Annotated in this window: 18 protein-coding genes; 17 read left to right on the forward strand and 1 reads right to left on the reverse strand. The window is 59.7% G+C overall.

Annotation, left to right across the window (positions count from 1 at the left end):
* The first annotated feature begins 29 nt into the window (after positions 1-29).
* The 14 genes from ACD590_RS25515 (at position 30) to ACD590_RS25580 (ending at position 16,259) form a co-directional block, all read left to right on the forward strand.
* Positions 30-1,136 (forward strand): LLM class flavin-dependent oxidoreductase, encoded by a 1,107-nt coding sequence (locus ACD590_RS25515; protein ID WP_018245534.1) that lies wholly within the window; start codon positions 30-32, stop codon positions 1,134-1,136.
* 118 nt (positions 1,137-1,254) lie between these two features.
* On the forward strand, positions 1,255-2,436 hold the full coding sequence (locus ACD590_RS25520) for an acyl-CoA dehydrogenase family protein (RefSeq protein ID WP_439003648.1): 1,182 nt from the start codon (positions 1,255-1,257) through the stop codon (positions 2,434-2,436).
* A 72-nt stretch (positions 2,437-2,508) separates the two neighbouring features.
* On the forward strand, positions 2,509-3,069 hold the full coding sequence (gene msuE / locus ACD590_RS25525; RefSeq protein WP_018245532.1) for an FMN reductase: 561 nt from the start codon (positions 2,509-2,511) through the stop codon (positions 3,067-3,069).
* Positions 3,070-3,085: 16 nt separating this feature from the next.
* Entirely contained in the window at positions 3,086-3,898 is an 813-nt protein-coding gene (locus ACD590_RS25530; protein WP_439003649.1) for a C-terminal binding protein, read from the forward strand.
* Between the two features lie 892 nt (positions 3,899-4,790).
* Positions 4,791-6,029 carry a phosphoglycerate dehydrogenase gene (gene serA / locus ACD590_RS25535; RefSeq protein ID WP_112906786.1) on the forward strand — a complete coding sequence of 413 codons (1,239 nt, stop codon included), beginning with the start codon at positions 4,791-4,793 and terminating at the stop codon, positions 6,027-6,029.
* Between the two features lie 627 nt (positions 6,030-6,656).
* Positions 6,657-7,943: a GGDEF domain-containing protein gene (locus tag ACD590_RS25540; RefSeq protein ID WP_439003650.1), complete on the forward strand. Its 1,287-nt coding sequence runs from the start codon at positions 6,657-6,659 to the stop codon at positions 7,941-7,943.
* Between the two features lie 177 nt (positions 7,944-8,120).
* Positions 8,121-8,864, forward strand: a complete 744-nt coding sequence (locus ACD590_RS25545; RefSeq protein ID WP_026230402.1) for a FadR/GntR family transcriptional regulator — start codon at positions 8,121-8,123, stop codon at positions 8,862-8,864.
* Complete coding sequence (locus ACD590_RS25550) at positions 8,848-10,446, forward strand: ABC transporter substrate-binding protein (protein WP_439003651.1); 1,599 nt, start codon at positions 8,848-8,850, stop codon at positions 10,444-10,446. The genes ACD590_RS25545 and ACD590_RS25550 overlap by 17 nt, the downstream gene beginning before the upstream one ends.
* Positions 10,447-10,542: 96 nt before the next feature.
* Positions 10,543-11,502, forward strand: a complete 960-nt coding sequence (locus ACD590_RS25555) for an ABC transporter permease (RefSeq protein ID WP_439003652.1) — start codon at positions 10,543-10,545, stop codon at positions 11,500-11,502.
* Position 11,503: 1 nt separating this feature from the next.
* Positions 11,504-12,382: an ABC transporter permease gene (locus ACD590_RS25560; protein ID WP_439003653.1), complete on the forward strand. Its 879-nt coding sequence runs from the start codon at positions 11,504-11,506 to the stop codon at positions 12,380-12,382.
* Between the two features lie 18 nt (positions 12,383-12,400).
* Positions 12,401-13,318 carry a dihydrodipicolinate synthase family protein gene (locus ACD590_RS25565; protein WP_439003654.1) on the forward strand — a complete coding sequence of 306 codons (918 nt, stop codon included), beginning with the start codon at positions 12,401-12,403 and terminating at the stop codon, positions 13,316-13,318.
* An 8-nt stretch (positions 13,319-13,326) separates the two neighbouring features.
* Positions 13,327-14,343: an ABC transporter ATP-binding protein gene (locus tag ACD590_RS25570; protein ID WP_439003655.1), complete on the forward strand. Its 1,017-nt coding sequence runs from the start codon at positions 13,327-13,329 to the stop codon at positions 14,341-14,343.
* Positions 14,344-15,297 carry an ABC transporter ATP-binding protein gene (locus tag ACD590_RS25575; protein ID WP_439003656.1) on the forward strand — a complete coding sequence of 318 codons (954 nt, stop codon included), beginning with the start codon at positions 14,344-14,346 and terminating at the stop codon, positions 15,295-15,297.
* A gap of 26 nt (positions 15,298-15,323) precedes the next feature.
* Positions 15,324-16,259: a dihydrodipicolinate synthase family protein gene (locus ACD590_RS25580; protein WP_168319015.1), complete on the forward strand. Its 936-nt coding sequence runs from the start codon at positions 15,324-15,326 to the stop codon at positions 16,257-16,259.
* Positions 16,260-16,363: 104 nt separating this feature from the next.
* Here ACD590_RS25580 and ACD590_RS25585 read toward each other — a convergent pair whose 3' ends face one another.
* Complete coding sequence (locus ACD590_RS25585) at positions 16,364-17,128, reverse strand: IclR family transcriptional regulator (RefSeq protein ID WP_018516885.1); 765 nt, start codon at positions 17,126-17,128, stop codon at positions 16,364-16,366.
* Positions 17,129-17,320: 192 nt separating this feature from the next.
* On the opposite strand from ACD590_RS25585, the gene ACD590_RS25590 reads away from it, so the two are divergent.
* The 3 genes from ACD590_RS25590 (at position 17,321) to ggt (ending at position 21,504) form a co-directional block, all read left to right on the forward strand.
* On the forward strand, positions 17,321-18,895 hold the full coding sequence (locus tag ACD590_RS25590; protein WP_439003657.1) for an ABC transporter substrate-binding protein: 1,575 nt from the start codon (positions 17,321-17,323) through the stop codon (positions 18,893-18,895).
* 147 nt (positions 18,896-19,042) lie between these two features.
* On the forward strand, positions 19,043-19,897 hold the full coding sequence (locus tag ACD590_RS25595) for an alpha/beta hydrolase (RefSeq protein ID WP_439003658.1): 855 nt from the start codon (positions 19,043-19,045) through the stop codon (positions 19,895-19,897).
* Positions 19,894-21,504, forward strand: a complete 1,611-nt coding sequence (gene ggt / locus ACD590_RS25600) for a gamma-glutamyltransferase (protein ID WP_439003659.1) — start codon at positions 19,894-19,896, stop codon at positions 21,502-21,504. The genes ACD590_RS25595 and ggt overlap by 4 nt, the downstream gene beginning before the upstream one ends.
* The last annotated feature ends 23 nt before the right edge of the window (positions 21,505-21,527 follow it).

The raw sequence follows: 21,527 nt of genomic DNA on the forward strand, positions 1-21,527 counted from the left end.
GCAATGGTCTGCAACCTGAAGGAGCTCACATGTCCGCGGAATTCATTAGCGTAAGCTTTCCCAACGCGTCGAACGACCTCAACCCCATTCCCGACGCGCCTGTGGATCCTCGTTTCCTGGAGCGGTACGCACGCGCCCTCGATGACTATGGTTTCAACTACACGCTGATCCCCTACTCCTCCGCCTCCTTCGATCCCTTCACGCTCGGCGCCACGGTCCTGGCACACACGAAGCACATCAAGATCATCGTCGCCTTGCGCCCGAACACCGTCTATCCGACGGTCGCAGCCAAATCGCTTGCAACCCTCGATCAATTGAGCGGCGGGCGTGTTGTCGTTCACTTCATTGCAGGCGGCAGCGACGAAGAGCAGGCCCGCGAAGGCGACTTCCTCAACAAAGAGGAGCGCTACGAGCGCCAGGAAGAATATATCCGGATCCTTCGTCTGGCCTGGACGTCCAAAGAACCCTTCGACTTCGATGGGAAATACTACCAGTTCAAGCAATTCCGCAGCGCGGTGCGCCCAACCAGTGGCGTGATCCCGATTTCGGTCGGTGGTTCGTCGGATGCCGCGTATCGCATCGGGGGTTCGCTGGGCGACATTTTCGGGCTGTGGGGCGAGCCGCTTGCAGAAACAAAGCAGCAGATCGAACGGATCTACGCGGAAGCGGCAAGGGCAGGCCGGACGGATCGCCCTCGCATATGGGTTACCTTCCGGCCGATCGTCGCGGAAACTGACGAGTTGGCATGGGAAAAGGCGCATAGAGTTCTCGACCAGCTGAACGAAAACCGCCAGAAAGGCTTGGCCCGTGCGCCGCTCAATGCTGCACGCCCGGCCAATGTCGGTTCGCAGCGGCTTCTGGACATCGCAGCACGCGGCGATGTGCATGACCGCGCTCTATGGTATCCGACGGTGACCGCGACCAACGCCGGCGGCGCCACCACTGCGCTGGTCGGTTCGCCGCGCACCATTGCAGATTCGATCCTCGACTACATCGATCTCGGCTGCGATCTGATCTCGATCCGCGGCTATGACAATTACAATGATGCGGTCGACTACGGCCGCTACATCCTGCCGCTCGTGCGTGAAGGCATTCGCGAACGGGAAGAGGCGAACAAGAAGAAGAGTGCTGCGTGATGCGCGCAGTCTGGCCCGAGCGCCGGACTGCACGTCCCTTTTTTCTCAACGCAGCCGGATCTGCTCGTCCTTTGCCTAGGGATAGGACTGCCTTAACAGCCAGAAAGCGTCGACCCGCATGTCCCATGATACAATCGTTCCAGATGAAACCGTGCGCGTTATCGCGGACGCCGCACCGGATGCGGATCGAACCGGTCAATTTCCCTGGACCGGTATCCGGGCCGTTCATCAGAGTGGTCTCCTAGAGAGCACCGTTGCGACACGCTATGGCGGTCAAGGCGCGACGCTCGCTGATGCGGCCCACATTCTTGCGGCGTTGGGGCGAGGTGATCCCTCGGTGGCGCTGATCAGCGCCATGACGATCTTCAATCATCTCGGCCAGGCCGCAAAGAACCATTGGCCTGATGATCTGTACCGGCGCCTGCTGGCGGAGGCCAAACAGAGACCGCTATTGCTCAACGCCGCACGCGTCGAGCCGGAACTGGGGTCTCCGGCCCGCGGCGGCCTGCCCGCGACTGTCGCCCGCCGCACGACAAGCGGCTGGTCGATCACCGGTAGCAAGCGCTTCGTCACCGGCGCATACGGTCTTACGCATTTCCTGGTCTGGGCGCATACCGACGAAACGCCCGCGCGCGTCGGAACGTTCGTCGTGCCAAATGGATTGCCCGGCATCGACGTAATCGAGAACTGGAACAGCCTGGGCATGCGCGCCACAGGTTCGCACGACGTCGAATATACCGACGTCGAGATCCCAGCGGAAAACGTGCTGGAACTCGTTGATCCGTCGGTGGCTCAGCAGGACAATCGCGCCCATGCTGCGATCACGCTGGCGCTGACCGCGATCTATCTCGGCGCGGCTGAGGCTGCCCAGGCTGCCTTCATCCGCTTCTCCCATGAGCGCGTGCCCGCCAATCTGGGCCATCCCATCGCCCGCACGGAGCGGTTCGTGACGCTCTCAGGTGAGATCGACCTGCTTGTCTCCGGCGCCCGGCAGATCATTTTCGGCGCGCTCGACGCCAACCATGGCGACGCGGAAAAGATGATAAGGGCTCGGCTGATCGCAGGCCGACAACTGCGCGAAGCCGTGCAGATCGCGGTACGTGGCATCGGCAATCCGGGACTTAGTGCCGACCTGGGACTTGAACGGCATTTCAGGGATATCCAATCCGTGCTCGTCCACGCGCCGCAGGAAGATACTTCTATTTCGATATTGGGCCGCGCTGCCTTTGAGCGATGGAATAGAGAGGAAAGTGTCCGCTCGAGCTATCCGGCTGGGCTGACGGTCCTCAAAACAGCATAGCAACAGAGCGCCTCGTCCGATGGCCTCCCTCCTCCCTCGCATGATCGAGGCGAACTCGCGAAAGGAATTTAGATGAGCAACGATCTGATCGTCGGCTTTTCGGGCAATCTCTCCCGCCCGTCCAGCACCAGGCGCTTCGTGGAGAGTGTCACGGTATCGCTGGCGAAGCAGGCCGGCCTGCAGCACGCCGTCTTCGACGTCGAAGACCTCGGTATCTCACTGGCGGCCGCAAGATCGGTCGCGGACCTCGATCCGGCAGCAAGAGCGGTGATCCAAACAATCATCGACGCAGAAGCGCTCGTCATCGGTTCGCCAACCTACAAGGGGAGCTACACGGGCCTGTTCAAGCACGTCTTCGATCTACTCGATCCGGCAGACTTGCGCGGCAAACCCGTCATCCTGACGGCAACCGGCGGGGGCGATCGACACTCCCTCGTTGTCGAGCATCAACTTCGCCCGCTATTTGCTTTTTTCGAGGCTTTTGTGCTGCCGACGGCAATCTATGCCTCGAGCCGCGATTTCACTGATGGCATTCCGTCAACGGCTATTCTCGGTCGGGTAAACCAGGCGCTGGCAGAGGCCTCCGTCCTTGTGAAGGCCCGTTCGACGGCAGACGCAATTGCCGCGGAATAATTAGTCGGCGGGCAAAATGACAACACAAAAGAAATATGTCGTCGGCATCACCGATCACATGTTCGGCACCCCTGATCTCGAGGCCGAGGTGCTCGGTGACGATGTCGAGATCGATTTCTTCGCCAACACTGACGATACGCTTTTCTCCCCCGAGCGCTTGGCTCGGCTTGATGCCCTGATGGTCTGGGGCGCACGGCTCGGGCCGAAAAGTATCGCCCAACTTTCACGCTGCAGGGGCGTCGTCCGCTACGGTGTCGGCTACGAGAAGATCGATCTTTCGGCTCTGGCTGATGCAGGCATCCCGTTCGCCAACAATCCCGATTACGGCACGGAGGAAGTCGCCGACCATGCGCTCGCGATGATGCTGTCGCTGCACCGGCGACTCTGGGAGCATGATGCCCGCGCCCGTGGCTATACGACAGGATGGCAGGTCCATAGCCTCAAGCCACTTGCCCGCTCGAACCGGACCACGGTGGGCGTGATAGGTGTCGGACGGATTGGGACGGCTGTGGTCAACCGGCTGAAGCCCTTCGGCTTCCGCATCCTGGGCTATGATCCCGGCCCGCCGCGCGGCCATGAGAAGGCGGTCGGCTATGAACGCACCGACCGGTTAGATGACCTCTTCGCCCAGGCGGATATCGTCACCCTGCATTGCCCGGCAAACGACGAGACGCGCGGTATTCTTGGCGCGGATGGACTTTCCCGGCTGAAGCCCGGAGCCATATTGGTCAATACCGCGCGCGGAGAACTGCTCGACGATCTCGATGCGCTCGAAGCCTCACTGCGAAATGGCCATCTCGCGGCGGCGGCAATCGACACACTTGCGTAGGAACCACCGCGCGATCATCCGCTGCTGACAGCATGGCGCGATAGGAGTGACTGGCTTGAGGGGCGGCTGGTGATAACGCCGCACAATGCCTTCTACTCCGATCATGCAGCCATCGAGATGCGCCACAACGCAGCGCAGACAGTCAAGATTCTGCTCGACGAGGGCCGACTGCGAAATCAGATCACGGCGTGAGCGGCGGTCATTCGGAAACGAGACATCAAGTCGAGCGCTTGCTATCCCGCTCTGATCGGAAGGCAAATCACGTGTAGGTCTACCGACTGAAAGGTGATCGCCTTGACTGGAATCGAACCGCTGACTCCTCAGACTTTTGCGACAGAGAGCCTTGCATCTTCACCCCATCCTTCGGTCAAATCCGACGGCCATCCTGGAAACACCCCGACCATTCGCTTAGGCGGATGGGCCCGCCTTCGAAAAACGGTCCGTGTGCCGCAGTCGCGGGAGATCATTCTGGCCGGCTGCTCAATGACCTCGTCAATCAATTGGCTTGAGAATAATCGTCGAAGACGGCCCGGTTTGCCAACCTTCTTTCGATTGCAAGTGCTCGGTAGCAGATGCTGAAGGCGGCTCTTCAGATGGAGAGCTCATACTCGCGGCTTGCGGACCAAAGACGAGCCGGCCTTTGATGATGAAAGATGTGCAGATTATTATAGAGAAATAGCAACCGCTGTTTTTTTTGACAGCCGCCGTTCGCTCGTCATGACTGTCGGCATATGCTGAATTGCGGCAACGGAGCCTTATGCCTGCCGACGGAGTTGAGTTTGTTATTGCGCTGCTCATCGGATGGTCGCTAAGTCATGCTGCCATAGCAGTGCGTCATTGTGTCGGACGAGCTACTTCGGCCAGATAGAATTCGAGACTCCAAGGCAATTCAATGACCGAACAACTTTCTCTTCCTCGCGATCGAATTTCCGTGCTTCTGATGGAAGGGATCAGTCAGAGCGCGGTGGACTACTTCGCATTATCTGGCTACGTCAACCTGACCCATTTGCCGAAGGCTCTGGATGACAAAGATCTCAAAAGTCATATAGCCGAGGCCCATATTGTCGGAATTCGTTCACGCACGCAGCTGACTGAGGAGATTTTCAGCTCCGCCAAGAAGCTGATGGCCGTCGGTTGTTTCTCTGTGGGGACAAATCAGGTCGACCTGGATGCGGCCCGTCGACGCGGGATCCCGGTATTCAACGCCCCTTATTCGAATACGCGCTCGGTCGCCGAGCTTGTGATCGGCGAGATCATAATGCTGACCAGGCGGATTTTCCCGCGTTCGGCTTCCGCTCATGACGGCGGATGGGACAAAACCGCCGAAGGTAGTCGTGAGGTGCGCGGGAAAACGCTGGGCATCGTGGGCTATGGCAATATCGGTTCGCAGCTAAGCGTTCTTGCCGAAAGCATGGGTATGAACGTTCGCTATTTTGATCCTTCGGACAAGCTTCGCCACGGCAATTCAGAATCGATGGCAACGCTTGGCGAGCTCCTCGAAATCTCAGATTTTGTGACGATGCATGTTCCAGAGACCAGCTCGACGCAAAACATGATAACCGAAACTGAACTGCGCAGGATGAAAAAGGGAGCCATTTTCATCAATAATGCCCGCGGAACCGTGGTGGATCTTGAAGCGCTCGCGAAGGTTTTGAAAGAAGGACATCTCGCAGGCGCGGCTGTGGACGTATTCCCGAGGGAACCGGCATCAAACAAAGAGCGTTTTGAAACACCGCTGCAAGGTTTGGATAATGTCATTCTGACCCCGCATATTGGAGGGTCGACCGAAGAAGCCCAAGAACGTATTGGAAGAGAAGTCTCGAGGAAGCTTGTCGAATATTCGGACATCGGCTCGACCCTAGGCGCTGTCAACTTTCCCCAGGTTCAACTGCCGCCACGTCCAAACGGCACGCGTTTCATCCATGTTCATGAAAATCGCCCTGGCATTCTCAACAATCTGAATACGGTTTTTTCGTCTCGTGGACTTAATATTGTGGGCGAGTTCCTGCAGACGCACGGCGAAACGGGTTACGTGGTTATTGAAGTCGAAGGCGTTGGCCAAACTGCAAATGATATACTTGATGCACTCCGCCAGATTCAAGGAACGATACGGGCTCGATTGGTTTACTGACGCCGTTGGGAATGCCTTTTCCAGGGTGCTCGCCAGGATCAGGGCTCATCGTGACGTGCCCCGTTAAACATTGTGCAGCAGCCGTGGCCATCGCGTTGAAGGGGTTCGAACCGTCGACCCGTAGATTATTGGTATGTTCACGCGGTTGGGGGCAAAGGATCAGTGCCTTCGCTAAGGATCGCGACGCGAGTATGGGTTTCGGCCGCTATTTAAGCAAGCGTGGCTTTATTTAAATAAGGAGAAAGCTAAGGTAAGCGCTCTTAAGTAATCTTCGCCACGTTCGACCGCCTTGAACGGATGTGAACCAACAACCCGCCTATTTCCAGAACCTCAGTTTCTCGAAGATGCATATGTCGCCTTTCGTCGGATTTCAGCGGGCATCCTCCTCAATCTCGCTTCGGGCGAGCTTTGATCATTGGATGGCCTACCTCATCGAGGATGATTGGGGTCTTGAAAGGAGTCGAACCGTGAATTCGGCCTGGCACGCGTGAGACTTTGACCCGATATGACACGTTAACGACATACTGTCGTCCCCTGGTACAAAATCATTAGGGCAAGCATATCGTCTTTTGGGGCGGAATTTGCGGCTCGTCTTGCCTCCGGTCGTCTGCTCCCTAGATCCGACACATGGATACCGAGCGAACCACAGCTCCTATCAAACCGGTAAGGGCGTCTTCGCGGAAACCTCTCCAGAGGTTGAGCCCGGCCATTGTGGAGCAAGTCGAGCGCCTGCTCGGTGGACGCACGCGTGATATCCGCTTCAATGGGGAACTGGCTCAGCTTTTTCGCGAACGCTCCTGGCCGCGGACTGCCAAGATCATCCGCGCGTGGATGGTTTGGGTTATCGTGCTCGACGTTCTGACGTTGGGCCTCAACGCGATCTTGCTTCCGACCGAAACCGTAATGTCGATGCTTTGGCCAGCGTCTATCCTTCCCCCCGCAGCTCTTGTCGCCGCGATAGCCTTCCTGCGGCCGCACGCTTTGTGGGTGCAGGGAGTTTTCCTCCTCTCGGCTGTTTTTCTCATCCTTCTTTCGGTAGCCTTGGTGGGCGTTAACACCGGTGGCGAGTTTTACGAGCGGCATTTGACCATCATGCTCTTTGTGGCCGTCACTGCCATTATCATATTTCCCGTTCCACTCGGTTGGGCGATGACGATCGGTGCCGCTGCCCTCGGTATTTATCTTGTGTTTCAGCTGCGAAATCCGGGCATTGAAGTGGGGAGTGCTCTGGCCGGTACGCTGTTTTTCGCAAGCGGTGTGGCGGCAACCGTCGTTGCCAGACGCACCGCCACCATCTTCGCTCAGAAAACCTTCTTGCTTGAGTTACGAGATCGAACTCGCCTCGCGGAGCTTACTGACGCCAATTCCCAGCTGGAGTTGCTGGCGCGGACCGATCCGCTGACCGGTGTCGCCAACCGGCGTTCGATGATGGAAACGCTCCATCATTTCTGGAACGAGGACCTTAAACGAACGAGCAGCGCGGCGATGCTGATGTGCGATGTCGATGACTTCAAGCGCCTCAACGATAATCGCGGGCATGCCGAGGGCGACCGTTGCCTGGTGAAAGTTGCCGGCATCATTCAGAGCAGCATGAGAGACGAGCGAGACCAAGTCGCCCGGTACGGAGGCGAAGAATTTCTCGTCTTTCTCCCAGGCGCCGATGAACAAGAGGCCCGGCTGGTTGCTGAGAGAATTCGAAGCCGAGTAGAAGCTGCGTCTCTTCCAAATCCGACCTCCCGCGTCGGTCCCTGGGTCACTGTCAGCATCGGAATAGCGATATTGATGGAAAACAGTGAATTCGTGTCCGCAGAGCACATGCAGCGACAGGCCGATGCGGCACTCTACCTTGCCAAAAGGACCGGCCGCAACTGCGTGGTGGTCCATGCTGCAGAGGTCGGTCAAGCCTCCAGCTGAGGTCGTTCCAGGAAAACTGAGCTGTTTGCATCTTGTCGTTCTGGCCCCCAGGAACGACCGCCTCAACCAGATGCGAGCGGGGTTCGGTGTCAATCGTTTAAGCCTGACCATTTGACAGATATCCTACAAGTGGATATGTAATATCCATCTTATTGGCGATGCGAGAGAGTGGCCGGCATGACATTGAAATCGATGAAGCCGCTGACGCGCGCGCCGCTGCTGCATGTCTCCGTGCAGGAAAGTCTGCGCGCCTATATCGACGACAATGGCCTTGCGCCCGGAACCCTGCTTCCGGCGGAAGGAGAGCTCGCCACCCAGCTCGGTGTCAGCCGCAATTCGCTGAGGGAAGGCATCAAGGCGTTGGAATCGCTCGGCGTGCTGGAGACGCGGCGCGGCGTCGGTATCTTCGTGAAGGCCTTTTCCTTCGAGCCGCTTCTCGACAACCTCGCTTACGGCCTCGGCGGCGCCCTGCGACAGATCGAGGAAGTCCTCGAAATCCGACGCACGCTGGAAGTGGGATTGATCAGCAAGACGATCGACGTGATCGGGGAAGAGGACATCGCCGAACTGCGCGCCACCGTCAATCGAATGCGCGCCCATGCCGAACGCGGTGAAACCTTTGCGGAAGACGACCAGCTGTTCCACCGACTGCTGTTCCGCTGCCAGGACAATGAAACGCTCGTGCGGCTGATCGATGTCTTCTGGCTCGCCTTCTACAAGGCATCGGATTTCGTCAATCTTGAAAATACGGATCCGATGGCGACGTGGCGCGACCATGCCGCGATCGTCGATGCGATCGAGGCAAGGGATCTGGAGGAGGCGCGCAGACGCCTGGATCGTCACTACGAGGGCATCGCCCGGGTGATTGCCAACAACAAGACAAGTTCAAACGTGGGAGGAACACATGAAAAGACTGTTTAGATTATCCGCTATTGCGCTTGGCGCCCTGCTGTCGACGGCTGCCGTTCCGGCTCTTGTCGTTTCGGGCGTTGCAACCCAGGCTCAGGCAGCCACGCTGTCCGGCGGCTTCGATGTCGGCCCCGGCGGTTTCCAGGGCAACTTCAATCCGCTTGCCGCCACCGCCGGCTTCACCTGGCTCAGCGTCTACTACGAACCGCTGATCACCTATGACGAGAAGCTGCAGAAGGTCGTCGGCGCGCTGGCAAGCTCCTACGAGGTCAGCCCGGACCAGATGAGCTACACGTTCAAGCTGGCGGACGCCAAGTGGCATGACGGCAAACCGTTCACCGCCAATGACGCGAAGTTCACCATGACCCTTGCGATGGATGCGAAAACCGGCTCGGTACTCGCCGCCCGATTGAAGGGCATATCGTCCGTCGAGACGCCGGACGATCACACTGTTGTCATCAAGCTCAGCGCACCGAGCAGCAGTTTTCTCGATACGATGACCAAGGTGATGATGCTGCCCGAGCATGCGCTCGCCTCGATTCCGGCCGACCAACTGGCAAAGAACACGTGGTGGTCCACCGCGCCGATCGGCACCGGCCCGTTCAGATTCACCAAATACGTCTCGGATCAGTATGTCGAACTTGCCGCAAACACCGATTATCGCGGTGGCAAGCCCGCACTGGAACGCGTCATCGATCGCTATTTCGCCAACCCGGCCGCGGCGATCGCGGCGCTCAGATCCGGCGAAATCCAGTTCACCTATGTCGATTCCAACGATGTGCCGACCTTCAAGGACAACAAGGACTTCAAGGTCATCGAAGGCAACTCTTTCGTCGTCAACTATCTCGGCTTCAACCACGATTCTCCGCTCTGGAAGGATGTGCGCGTGCGCCAGGCGGTGATGTACGCGATCAATCGCGATGCCATCATCCAGAGCCTCTATGGCGGTGCGGCCAAGCCTGCCAATTGCGCCTATGTCGCCGAACAGCTGATACCGCCTGATATCGACAGCTATGCCTACGATCCCGAGAAGGCCAAGCAACTGCTGACCGAAGCCGGCTGGGACCAGATCAACGGCGGCAAGCCGATCACGCTTCTGACCTATTACACCACGCCGCTTGCCACCAACGTGCTTGCGGCAGTCCAGGCGATGCTGGCCCAGGTCGGCATCAACATCGTCCCGCGCGCCGTCGATGCGCCGACTTATAACAGCATCGTGCTCAATGCGACGCCGGATATTGCCCAGTTCCAGCTGGTTTACGCCGGGCTGCAGAACGGGCCGGATGCCGGAAGCATCAATGTCGGCCTCAACGAGAAGCAGATTCCTCCGGCCGGACCGAATGTCGCCAGGGTTCGCATGCCTGACCTCACCAAGGCGCTCGACAGCGCGCTGGCCGAGCCGGACAGTGCCAAGCGGGATGTGGCCTACCAGGACGTCTGCAAGGTGATGAACACGAACCTGCCCTGGGCGACGCTCTGGGTGGCAAACCGCTACGGCATCGTCTCGACCAAGGTGAAGGATTTCGTCTGGACGCCGGCGCCGGGCGGCGGCCCCTACCAGGCCAACCCGCAGAAGTGGTCGATCGCCGAATAGGCGTTTTCCGAAAAGCCTTGAGGGTGGCCTCGGCCACCCTGTCAAGACGGCCTGACAAGACGGCCCGATAAGACGGCCCGATAAGACGGATTGCCGATGCTCCAATACAGTCTGAGACGCCTGGTGATAGGAATAGGCATGCTCGTCGCCCTGAGCATGCTGATCTTCCTGCTGCTGCGCCTGACACCCGGCGATCCGATCGATGCCTATATCGATCCGAACCTGCCGATGTCGCCGTCCGACCTTGCCGATCTGCGCAGAAGTCTCGGGCTCGATCAGCCCTTGCCCGTGCAGTATCTGGGCTGGCTGCAGCAGGCGCTGACGGGCAATCTCGGCTATTCGATCAAGCGTCTCGATCAACCGGTTCTCGGTCTGGTGCTGTCACGGATTGGCCCGACAGTGCTATTGATGGGCACCGCACTTGCCTTCGCCGTCGTCGCAGGCATCACCTTCGGGGTGATCGGCGCCGTCCGCCGCAATTCGCTTGCCGATCTCTCCTTGTCGGTGGTTGCGCTTGCCGGCATTTCCAGCCCGGCATTCCTCAGCGCGCTGATCGGCCTTTATATTTTCTCCGTCCGCCTGCACTGGATGCCGTCTGGCGGCATGCTGACGCCGGGCGAGGAATTCTCGGTGGGCGATCTCCTCCACCATCTGATCCTGCCGGCGGTACTTCTGTCTGTCGCGCAAGCCGCATTGATCATGCGCTACATGCGCGCTTCGCTGCTCGAAGTCCTGAACCAGGATTACGTGCGCACGGCCCGCGCCAAGGGTGTTCGCGAGTTCTGGGTCATCAGCAAGCATGCCTTGCGCAATGCGCTTCTGCCGATCGTGACGCTGATCGGCTCCACCATCGGGCTTGCAATCGGCGGCGCCATCTTCATCGAGAGCGTCTTCAACTGGCCGGGCATGGGGCTGTTGCTCGTCGATGCCGTGCAGACCCGCGACTACCCCGTCATCATGGGGGCGACGCTCGTCATCGGCACTTGCGTTATCGTCGTCAATCTTCTGACCGACATCACCTATGCGGTCGTCGACCCGCGCATCAAGGTGGGTTGATATGCTGGCACGATCTCCCGAACGCCGCAGCCCGGGGCCACTTGCCCGCGCCTTCAGTCGGTTTCTGCTCAATCGCGCAGCCGTTGCCGGCGTCTGCATTGCCACGCCAATGCTGCTGTTGATCCTCTCCTATCCGCTGTGGTGGACTTTCCGGCCGAACGACATCGATCTCCTGGCGATGAATAGCGGCCCGACGGCAACGCATTGGTTCGGAGCCGACGGCGTCGGACGCGACGTCTTCGCCCGCGTGCTCGAAGGCGGCCGGATTTCGCTTCTGGTCGCCGTCGCATCGACCGCGCTTTCCGCAGTCATCGGGTTTCTCTTCGGGGCCATCTCGGCGCTTGCGGGACGTTGGACGGACGCCGTCTCGATGCGCTTCGTCGATCTGGTGATGACCCTGCCGCCCGTCATCTTCCTGCTTGTGCTCGCCTCCATCGCCGGTACCGGCATCTGGCCGACCGTGATCGTCATCTCGCTACTTTCCTGGCCGCTGCTTGCGCGCATGATCCGCTCGCGGCTGCTGGAATTGCGTGAACGCGACTTCGTCATGGCTGCCCGCGGCATGGGCGCCGGCATCGGACATCTGCTCTTTCGCCACGGCCTGCCGAACTCGATCGATATCCTCGTGGTCTATGCGACGCTGCAGATCGCCAATGCCATCCTGCTCGAGGCCGGCCTGTCCTTCCTCGGTCTCGGCATCGCCCCGCCGGCGGCCAGCTGGGGCAACATGCTGAACGCGGCCCGCTCGACCGCCGTGCTCGAACAATATCCGTGGCAATGGCTCTTCCCCGGCGCCGCGCTCATCCTTGCCGTCCTGGCAATCAATTTCATTGGCGATGGCCTCAGAGATGCCTTCGACCCGCGTGCCGAACTGAACTGACAATCGAAAGAAGCGAAAATGACCAAATTCAAGGGTGTCGTCCCTCCCGTCGTAACCCCGCTCAATCCGGATTTCACCGTCGACTATCCTTCGTATACGCGTGTGCTCGAGCACCTGATCGATGCCGGTTGCCATGGCGTATTCGTCCTCGGCTCGACAAGCGAGGTGATCTTCCATGACGAGAAGACCCGGCGGGAAATCATCGAACATTCGGCCAAGGTAGTGAATGGCCGCGTGCCGTTGATCGTCGGCGTCATCGATCCGACCACGGATCGCGTCATCGCTCACGCAAAGGTTGCAAAGTCCGCCGGTGCCAACGCGGTCGTCGTGACGGCGCCATTTTACACAGTCACCAGCCAGTCCGAGATCCTCGATCACTTCCGTTATATCCGCGACGCGGTGGACATTCCGCTGATCGCCTACGACATTCCCGTTTGCGTTCACGTCAAGCTGCAGCGCCAGACGGTCGTCACGCTTGCTGGGGAAGGCGCGATTATCGGCCTCAAGGATTCCAGCGGCGACGACGGCAACTTCCGCTATGCGCTCCTCGACCTTGCCGAACACAAGGACGTCTTCCTGATGACCGGCTCCGAGATCGTCGTCGACACCGCCTTGTTGATGGGGGCCGACGGCGTTGTCCCCGGTATCGCCAATGTCGATCCGCACGGCTATGTCCGCCTTTGGGATGCTGCGCAGCGCGGCGACTGGGGCGCCGCGAGGAAGGAACAGGAGCGCCTCTGCCGCCTCTTCGAAATCGTTTGGGTCGCGCAGGGCCGCGTCAGCGGCGGCGCAGCGGGGATCGGCGCTTTCAAGACCGCCATGCGTAGCCTCGGCATCATCGATTCCGCCGTCATGCCGCGGCCGCGTGCCTCTCTCAACGATGCCGAAACGGCACGTATCGACGAGATCCTGCGTGCAACCGGCCTGCTGAACTGAGCCGACTGATGGAACAAACCGCCGAACCCGTTCTCGACATCAGGGGATTGCGAACGATCTTCCGTACCCGTAGTGGCGAGATCACGGCGGTCAACGATATCGACCTGACCGTTGCCGCTGGCGAGACGCTCGCGCTCGTCGGCGAATCCGGCTCCGGCAAGTCGGTCACAAGCCTATCCGTCATGCGGCTGCTCACCCGTAATATCGGCTTGATCGCCGCAGGCAGCATCCGCCTTGCAACGAGCGACGGCGTGGTCAGAGATCTCGTCTCCCTCGACGAAGAGAGCATGCGCGGGATCAGGGGCGACGACATCGGCATGATATTCCAGGAGCCGATGTCGAGCCTCAATCCGGTCTTTACCATCGGCGACCAGATCGCCGAGCCGATCCGCATCCATCGCGGTGCCGACCGCAAGGCGGCGATGGACGCAGCCGTCGCGTTGCTTGAAAGCGTCGGCATACCGGACGCTCGACGCCGTGCCGGCCAATATCCGCACGAACTGTCGGGCGGCATGCGGCAGCGTGCGACGATCGCCATGGCGCTCGCCTGCGATCCGGCGCTGCTGATCGCCGACGAGCCGACCACGGCGCTCGACGTGACGATCCAGGCGCAGATTCTCGACCTGCTTCTCAAACTGCAGCGTGAGCGTGGCATGGCCATGCTCTTCGTCACACACAATCTCGGTGTCGTCGCCGAAATCGCCCACCGCGTTGCGGTGATGTATGCCGGCCGAATCGTCGAAGAAGGGCCGGTCGGCGAGGTTTTCCGCAATCCCAAGCATCCCTACACGATGGGCCTTCTCGCCTCCATGCCGCGCCTTGGCGATGCAGCGCGGATGAAACAGGCCGGCGAAAAGCTCGCCGCCATTCCCGGCATGGTCCCGAGCCTGATGAACATGCCGAGCGGCTGCGCCTTTTCCCCCCGCTGCAAATTCGCGATCGATGCCTGTCGCGTCGCGGTTCCCGCGCTCGAACAGGTCAATTCGCAGCACCGCAGCCGCTGCATCAGATGGAAGGAGATCTAGATGAGCACACCCCTGCTCTCCGTCCGCGACCTTTCGAAACACTATACTTCCCGTGGCACGCGGCTGAACATTCTCCAGGGCATCTCCTTCGATATCGGCAAGGGTGAAGTCGTCGGGCTTGTCGGCGAATCCGGCAGCGGAAAGACCACGATCGGGCGTACCGTCCTTCGCCTCGTCGAGCCGTCGTCTGGCAGCGTCCGCTTCGATGGCACGGAACTCGCAGCGCTTTCCGCCTCCGCGCTCAGACGGCAACGGCCGCGCATGCAGTATATTTTCCAGGACCCCTTCGCCAGCCTGTCGCCCCGCATGACGATCGGCGAGATCCTGACAGAAGGCCTGAAGATCCAGGGGATCGGCACCGCCCGTGACAGGCTCGAACGGGCGCAGTCGGCACTGGCCCAGGTCGATCTGCCCGCCGACGCGATCAATCGCTACGCGCATGAATTTTCCGGCGGCCAGCGCCAGCGCATCGGGATCGCCCGGGCGTTGACCTTGTCACCCGAATTCATCGTCGCCGACGAGCCGGTTTCGGCGCTCGACGTGTCGATCCAGGCGCAGGTGATCAACCTGCTGCGCGAACTGCAGCAGCGGCTTGGCCTGACCATGCTGTTCATCTCGCATGATCTTGCCGTCGTCGAATATATCTGCGACCGGGTGATCGTGCTCTATCTCGGTCGCATCATGGAAATCGCGCCGAGTGCCGATCTCTATGCAAGACCGCAGCATCCCTATACGCGCGCGCTGCTCTCGGCGATTCCGTCGCCCGATCCGGATGCCCGCCGCAACAGGCAGATCCTGAAAGGCGATATTCCAAGCCCGGCCAATCCGCCGAGCGGATGTGTCTTCCGCACGCGCTGTCCGAGCGCGCTCGAGGCCTGCGCCGGTACGATCCCGCAATTGCGGGAAGTCGCTCCCGGCCACTTCAAGGCCTGCATCCGCGACGACCTCAACTGATCCATCATCCATCGGGGAAACAAGAGATGAACGCGACGACGCCACATCCCGCCATCGGTGGAAACTGGGCGAGCCTGCTTTTGCCGATCGGAGCCGATGACAGCATCGAATTCGACAAGCTCGGTGAAGAGATCGATATCCTCATCGATGCCGGCGTCGATGGTATTTATTCGAACGGCACTGCCGGCGAATTCCACAATCAGACGGAGGAGGAGTTCGACAGTATCCAGGCAATGCTGGCCGAACGCTGCAAGGCTTCCTCTATGCCATTCGTCATCGGCGCCTGCCAGCCCGATCCGCTGATCATGCTCAATCGGGTCCGCCGCGCCGCCGCGCTCGATCCCCGCGCCATTCAAGTCATATTGCCGGACTGGTGGCCGCTCAACGATGACGAAGCGGTCGACTTCCTGAAACGAGCAGCCGACGCTGCCGACGGAATTCCGCTCATCCTTTATAATCCGCCGCATGCAAAACGGGTGCTGGCGCCAAAGGCGCTGGGCATGGTCTGCGCGGCGGTGCCTGAGGTGATCGGCATCAAGCTCGCCGACGGCGACGACTCTTGGTATGCGGAGGCACGTGAACGTCTTTCCGGTCTGTCGCTCTTCGTTCCCGGTCATCATCTCGCAACCGGCATCAAACAGGGCGTCGCGGCAGGGTCCTTTTCCAATGTGGCCTGCCTTAGCCCCCGCGGCGCTCAGACCTGGACGGTCTCCATGCGAAACGATATCGACGCCGCACTCGATCTGGAACGACGCGTCTGCGCGTTCATGGACGCGCATATCGTCCCCTTCCGCCACGACCTTGGTTATTCGAACGCCGCTCTCGACAAACTCTTAAGTGCGATCGGCAATTGGGGACCCGTCGGCACCCGTTTGCGGTTTCCCTATCGTTCGATAGACACGGCAGAAGCGGTCAGGTTGCGACCTATCGCACGCTCCGAACTCCCCGATCTTTTCCCCTGAATTTGCCTAAAGAGCGGGCATGGCACGAAACAACCTGAGTTGGCTCGCCTTGATGGGCGTCGAACCGAAGAGACAAGGTCCGATATGGCGCAGGACGAAAAGTTCTACCATCCCAGCCGGGCCGATATCTTGCTGGAGGCCTCCTTCAGCAGAACGATGAAGCGGTCGACGTCGCTTTTTTGCGTGCGGAAGGCCGGGGCGCCGACATTCACCGCGGCGATCACGGATCCGTCGAATGCCAGAACCGGTACTGAGACGGAGACAAGTTGCTCGCTCACTTCACCATAGCTCACACAAAATCCCTGGCGGCGGATTTTATCCAATTCAGCCACCAACTTGCCACGATCCGTGATCGTGCGCTTGGTCAGCCGCGGCAAAGTTTCGGGGATCATTTGCAACTGCACCTGGGGCTGGAGATAGGCGAGAAGCACCTTGTACGAGCCCGCCGTGAGCGGCCGTCTTCGACCGATCATCGCCTGCACCCGCAAGTCGCGCATCGGTTCGAACTTTGCAATGCACAGGGATTCCCCATTGTCGATGATCCTGAGCTGGGTCGTTTCGTTCGCCTTCTGACCGACTTCTTCAAGGATAGGATTGGCTATTCGCACCAGATCAACCTGTGTCGATGCAGCGGTCCCGAGAATGATCGCAGTCGTCCCCAGCCGGTAAGTGCCTGTCTCGCTCTTCCGCACCAGGCCGCGCCGTTCCAGTGTGCGTAACATGCGCAAAATTCTCGGCTTGGTTTCCCCGAGGTTCTGCGCCACCTCAGTCAGTCTGATATCCGGGTTTTTGGCGACATTCAGCAATACCTCGATGCAGACATCAACCGATTGCACGATATCGCTTTTTGATGGTTGTCTTTTGTCCATGGGACAAGAATTTTCTCCGCGACCAGAGCCGAAGGATTGGCATAATTTCAAGTTACGCCTATCGTAACGCACTTGTTTTCCGTTTGACAGTCCCCTTGAGGGCCCCTTACCAATTTGTGTCAAGAGTGGACGGGAACCTGCTCGTACCGACCAGCAGGGTCGGCCTAAAAACGCTAAACCGGGATGGAAGAAATGGCCGCAAAAACATTAACGCGGGCAGCGATCGGGCTGCTTGGAACGATTGCTATTCCTGCAATGGTCGTCGCACAGGAAACCCCGCTGACGATCGGGATGTCGACGACGCCGACGACGCTCGATCCCCATGAAGACAGTTCGGCTCCCAACAATGCGACCTCGCGCCATATCTGGGACAGCCTGATAAACCTCACGGGAACGTCGGCAAATGCGCCGGAACTCGCCACCGAATGGAAGGTCATCGACCCGACCCACTGGGAATTCAAACTGCGGAAGGGCGTGAAATTCCATGACGGCAGCGAGTTCAACGCCGATGACGTCATCGCTTCGCTTCTGCGTGCCCGCGACAAGCCCAGCCAGAGCTTTGCTTCTTACACTCGCAATATTGTCAATGTCACGGCCACGGATCCCTATACCATCGTCGTCGAGACGAAGGTTCCGGATCCGATCCTGTTGAATTCCGTCAGCCGAATTCGCATTATCAGCGCCGATTGCAAGGAGGCGCCTGTCCAGGATTTCGACAACGGCAAGTGTGCAATCGGAACCGGGGCCTATTCCTTCGTCTCCTATTCGCCAGGCAGCAACCTGACCTTGAAGCGCAATGACAGCTATTTCGCTGGCCCCTCGCACTGGTCGAACGTCACGCTGCGCTTCCTGCCCGATGACGGCGCCCGTCTGGCATCGCTTCTTTCCAACGAGATCGACATTGTCGAAACCCTTCCTGCCGATGGAATGGCACGCGTGGAAGCGAGCGATAATCTGCAGATCATCAATGGCCGGTCTTCCCGCTTTGTTTATCTTGGCCTTGATGTGAGCCGCGATGTTTCGCCTTTCGTGAAGTCTGCGGATGGCTCCGATCTCGGCAAGAACCCGCTCAAGGATGAACGGGTGCGTCGCGCAATGCTGATGTCGATCAACCGGCCGGCAATCGTCGACCGCGTCATGCAGAAGAACGGCACGGTGGCCGACCAATTCGTCGCCCAAGGCTATGCGGGCTATTCCGAAAAAGTCGAGAAGGTGGGCTATGATCCCGCTGCCGCCAAGGCGCTTCTGACCGAGGCCGGTTATCCGGATGGCTTCAGCCTGACCCTGCATGGCCCCTCTGGCCGTTACGTCAAGGATGCCGAAGTTCTGCAGGCGGTCGGCCAGATGTTCACGCGCATCGGCATCAAATCGAAAGTCGAGGTCCTGCCTTGGTCGATGTATTCGGAAGCCTATTCAAAAGGCACCTACAGCACCTATTTCGGCTCCTGGGGTGTGAACACCGGTGAAACCACCAATCCGACTGTTGCGCTGGTCGCAACGCGCGACGAGAAAAAGGGGACCGGCAGATATAACGGCGGCGGCGTGTCCGATCCGAAGATCGACGAGGTGCTGGCCAAGGCCAGTTCGACGCTCGATGAAGCTGCACGCGCGCCCCTTCTCGAGGAACTGTCGACCGAGACCTTCAACAACCTCTGGCTCCTCCCGATGCACTACGAAAACGTCGTGCTGGGCGCAAAGAAGACCGTGTCCTACACCCCGCGCGGCGATAAATATACGCTCGCTTACGACGTAAAGCCGGCGGACTAATGCATGCCGTCCAAAAGCGTGCCGCGGTTTTGGGACAAATAAAGATTTGAAGTGCGTCGCGTCGATCCATTCGATGCGACGCGGTTTAAAACAGCAGCATGGGGCCGCACCAAGGCCGTCCCTTTCTTCATCTCCCAGGAGACATTCATGCAGGAACTTGGAACGGGCGAAGCCGTCGCCCGGGCGAAGGCCATCTATGACTATGGCCAGACGGCCATCTTCGCCTCTCAGGCCGATCCCCGCCTCCATATGGTGCTTTATGTGCCACCGACGGCGGCAGACGGCCGCAAGCTCGACCTCCTGGTCGCGGTCCACGGCACCGGGCGCACGTCGGCCATCGACTTCCGCGACGGTTTTGCCGAATTCGGGCTCTACAACGACTGTGCCATCCTTTGCCCGATCTTCCCGGTTGGCGTTCTCGGCGACGGTGCGCGTTCCGGCTACAAGTTCCTTGTGGAAGGCGACATCCGCTACGATCAGGTCGTCCTTGCCATGGTCGCGGAGATGGCCGACAAATACCGCCAGGACTGGTCCAAATTCGCCATGTTCGGCTTCTCCGGCGGCGGGCATTTCGTGCACCGTTTCACCATCCTACATCCGGAAAAGCTCTGGGCGGCATCGATCGGCGCACCTGGTTCCGTCACCCTTCTGGATCCGACGCGTGACTGGTGGATCGGCATTCGAGATCTGGAGGCGCGCTTCGGCAAGGCCTTCCAGCCCGAATATCTCGCCATGGTGCCGGTGCATATGATCGTCGGCGACGCCGATCTGGAAACCTGGGAAATCACCCATAAGCCGGGTGGCAAATACTACATGGATGGCGCCAACGACGCCGGCAAAACGCGGCCGGAGCGCCTCGCCGCCCTGGCGAGTTCATTCCGCGAAGCGGGTGTCGATGTGACGTTCGATCGTGTTCCAGGCGTCTCTCACGACCGGATGAAAGTTCTCGGCCACGTCAAGGCCTTCCTAGCAAAGGTGCTGGAGGGGCGGCGCGCGAAATGAGAAATGCAACGATCGTAGCGCCTCAGCCGGAGGCAGTCGAAGCCGGTGCGGAAGTTCTCGAACGCGGCGGCAATGCCATCGACGCAGCACTCGCCTGTGCCTTCGTCCAAGGTGTGGTCGACCCGCAGATGGCCGGCATCGGCGGCTTCGGCTCCATGCATGTCTACATGCCGAAAAAGGGTGTGCACGAGATCCTCGAATTTTATGCGCGGGCGCCGTTGAAGGCTGCGCCGGACATGTGGCTCGACAAGATCAACCACCAGAGCCGCGACGGTTTCGGCTATGTGCTTGAAGGCAATATTTCCGATATCGGCTATCTTGCCGTCTGCACCCCCGGCTCGCTCAAGGGCTATGAGACCGCGCTGCGCGACTACGGCACCTTCGATTGGGCCGATCTCATCAAGCCGGCTATCCGCCTTGCCCGTAACGGTTTCATGATCCGAAACCATATGCACTGGTATTGGGCCAAGGACCAGTCGAATGACGGTTTTGCCAACACGCTCGACAAGCTGCGCTTTTCTGCAACGGGCCGGAGAACCTATTTCCACGACGACGGTACGCTCAAGAACGTCGGCGACCTGCTCGTCAACAAGGACATGGCAGAGACCCTCGAACGCATCGCGCGAAGCGGTGGCTCGGACATCTTCTATCACGGCGAACTGGCCGAACAGATCGCCGGCGATTTCAAGGCAAATGGCGGCTTGATCGATCGGGAGGATCTGGCGCGTTACGAATTGTCGAAGGTAGAACCGGTTTGGGGCGACTATCGCGACAACCGCATCGCCACCTCGCCTCCGCCAGGCTCGGGCTTTCCGATGCTGGAACTCCTCCATATCATGGAGCAGTTCGACGTCGGCTCGCTGCAGCATGGCAGCGCCGAACATGTCCGCATCCTGTTCGAGGCCATGAAGCGGATGACGATCGACAAGGACGCGCATATGGGCGATCCCGCCTATGTCGACGTGCCCTATGAAAAGCTGCTGTCGAAAGAGCATGCAAAGGCGCATGCCGGCGCGATCAAGGCAGGTGAGATCGCCAGCGTATCGCGCCTTGATAGGTCGCAGCGCGACACCACGCATATCTCGGTGATCGACAAGGACGGCAATGCCGTCGCGATGACCCACACCCTCGGCAGTCCCTCGGGCGCGATCACCGACGGCCTCGGCTTCATGTACAATGGCACGATGAGCCGCTTTAATCCGGTTCCCGGTAAGCCCGGCTCCATCGCGCCGGGCAAGCGGCGTCCAAGTTCGGCTGCGCCGACGATCGTCTTCAAGGACGGAGAGCCCAGCATCGTCATCGGAGCGCCAGGCGGCAGCTATATCGCGCCCGCGGTTGCGCAATGCCTGATGAACATGATCGATTTCGACATGTCCGTGCTCGAAGCCGTCTCGGCGCCGAGGATCGTAGGGGTGTCAAACACGATCGACATCTGCAATCGCATTCGACACTCTGTCGAAGACGAGCTTCGGGCGCAAGGCTATCAGGTGGCGCGGTCGCCGCAGACATATGCGTTCGCCGCAGTCCACGCGATCAAGATTGACGGCGGCATCTCGAAAGGCGCGGCCGATCCGCAGCGCGACGGGATGGCCATCTCCGTCTCCTAGATTCAAAGTGTTACAGCGTGCTT

Origin of the sequence: Rhizobium sp. 862_C5_N1_2 (assembly GCF_051811205.1) — a bacterium.
Classification (GTDB): Bacteria; Pseudomonadota; Alphaproteobacteria; order Rhizobiales; family Rhizobiaceae; genus Rhizobium; species Rhizobium leguminosarum.

Coding starts and splice junctions, on each gene's coding strand:
- ACD590_RS25545 (WP_026230402.1), top strand. CDS start 8,121: ATGACATTGAAATCGATGAAGCCGCTGACGCGCGCGCCGCTGCTGCAT.
- ACD590_RS25550 (WP_439003651.1), top strand. CDS start 8,848: ATGAAAAGACTGTTTAGATTATCCGCTATTGCGCTTGGCGCCCTGCTG.
- ACD590_RS25590 (WP_439003657.1), top strand. CDS start 17,321: ATGGCCGCAAAAACATTAACGCGGGCAGCGATCGGGCTGCTTGGAACG.
- ACD590_RS25540 (WP_439003650.1), top strand. CDS start 6,657: ATGGATACCGAGCGAACCACAGCTCCTATCAAACCGGTAAGGGCGTCT.
- serA (WP_112906786.1), top strand. CDS start 4,791: ATGACCGAACAACTTTCTCTTCCTCGCGATCGAATTTCCGTGCTTCTG.
- ACD590_RS25570 (WP_439003655.1), top strand. CDS start 13,327: ATGGAACAAACCGCCGAACCCGTTCTCGACATCAGGGGATTGCGAACG.
- ACD590_RS25575 (WP_439003656.1), top strand. CDS start 14,344: ATGAGCACACCCCTGCTCTCCGTCCGCGACCTTTCGAAACACTATACT.
- ACD590_RS25595 (WP_439003658.1), top strand. CDS start 19,043: ATGCAGGAACTTGGAACGGGCGAAGCCGTCGCCCGGGCGAAGGCCATC.
- ACD590_RS25530 (WP_439003649.1), top strand. CDS start 3,086: ATGACAACACAAAAGAAATATGTCGTCGGCATCACCGATCACATGTTC.
- ACD590_RS25585 (WP_018516885.1), bottom strand. CDS start 17,128: ATGGACAAAAGACAACCATCAAAAAGCGATATCGTGCAATCGGTTGAT.
- ACD590_RS25565 (WP_439003654.1), top strand. CDS start 12,401: ATGACCAAATTCAAGGGTGTCGTCCCTCCCGTCGTAACCCCGCTCAAT.
- ACD590_RS25560 (WP_439003653.1), top strand. CDS start 11,504: ATGCTGGCACGATCTCCCGAACGCCGCAGCCCGGGGCCACTTGCCCGC.
- ACD590_RS25520 (WP_439003648.1), top strand. CDS start 1,255: ATGTCCCATGATACAATCGTTCCAGATGAAACCGTGCGCGTTATCGCG.
- ACD590_RS25580 (WP_168319015.1), top strand. CDS start 15,324: ATGAACGCGACGACGCCACATCCCGCCATCGGTGGAAACTGGGCGAGC.
- ACD590_RS25515 (WP_018245534.1), top strand. CDS start 30: ATGTCCGCGGAATTCATTAGCGTAAGCTTTCCCAACGCGTCGAACGAC.
- msuE (WP_018245532.1), top strand. CDS start 2,509: ATGAGCAACGATCTGATCGTCGGCTTTTCGGGCAATCTCTCCCGCCCG.
- ggt (WP_439003659.1), top strand. CDS start 19,894: ATGAGAAATGCAACGATCGTAGCGCCTCAGCCGGAGGCAGTCGAAGCC.
- ACD590_RS25555 (WP_439003652.1), top strand. CDS start 10,543: ATGCTCCAATACAGTCTGAGACGCCTGGTGATAGGAATAGGCATGCTC.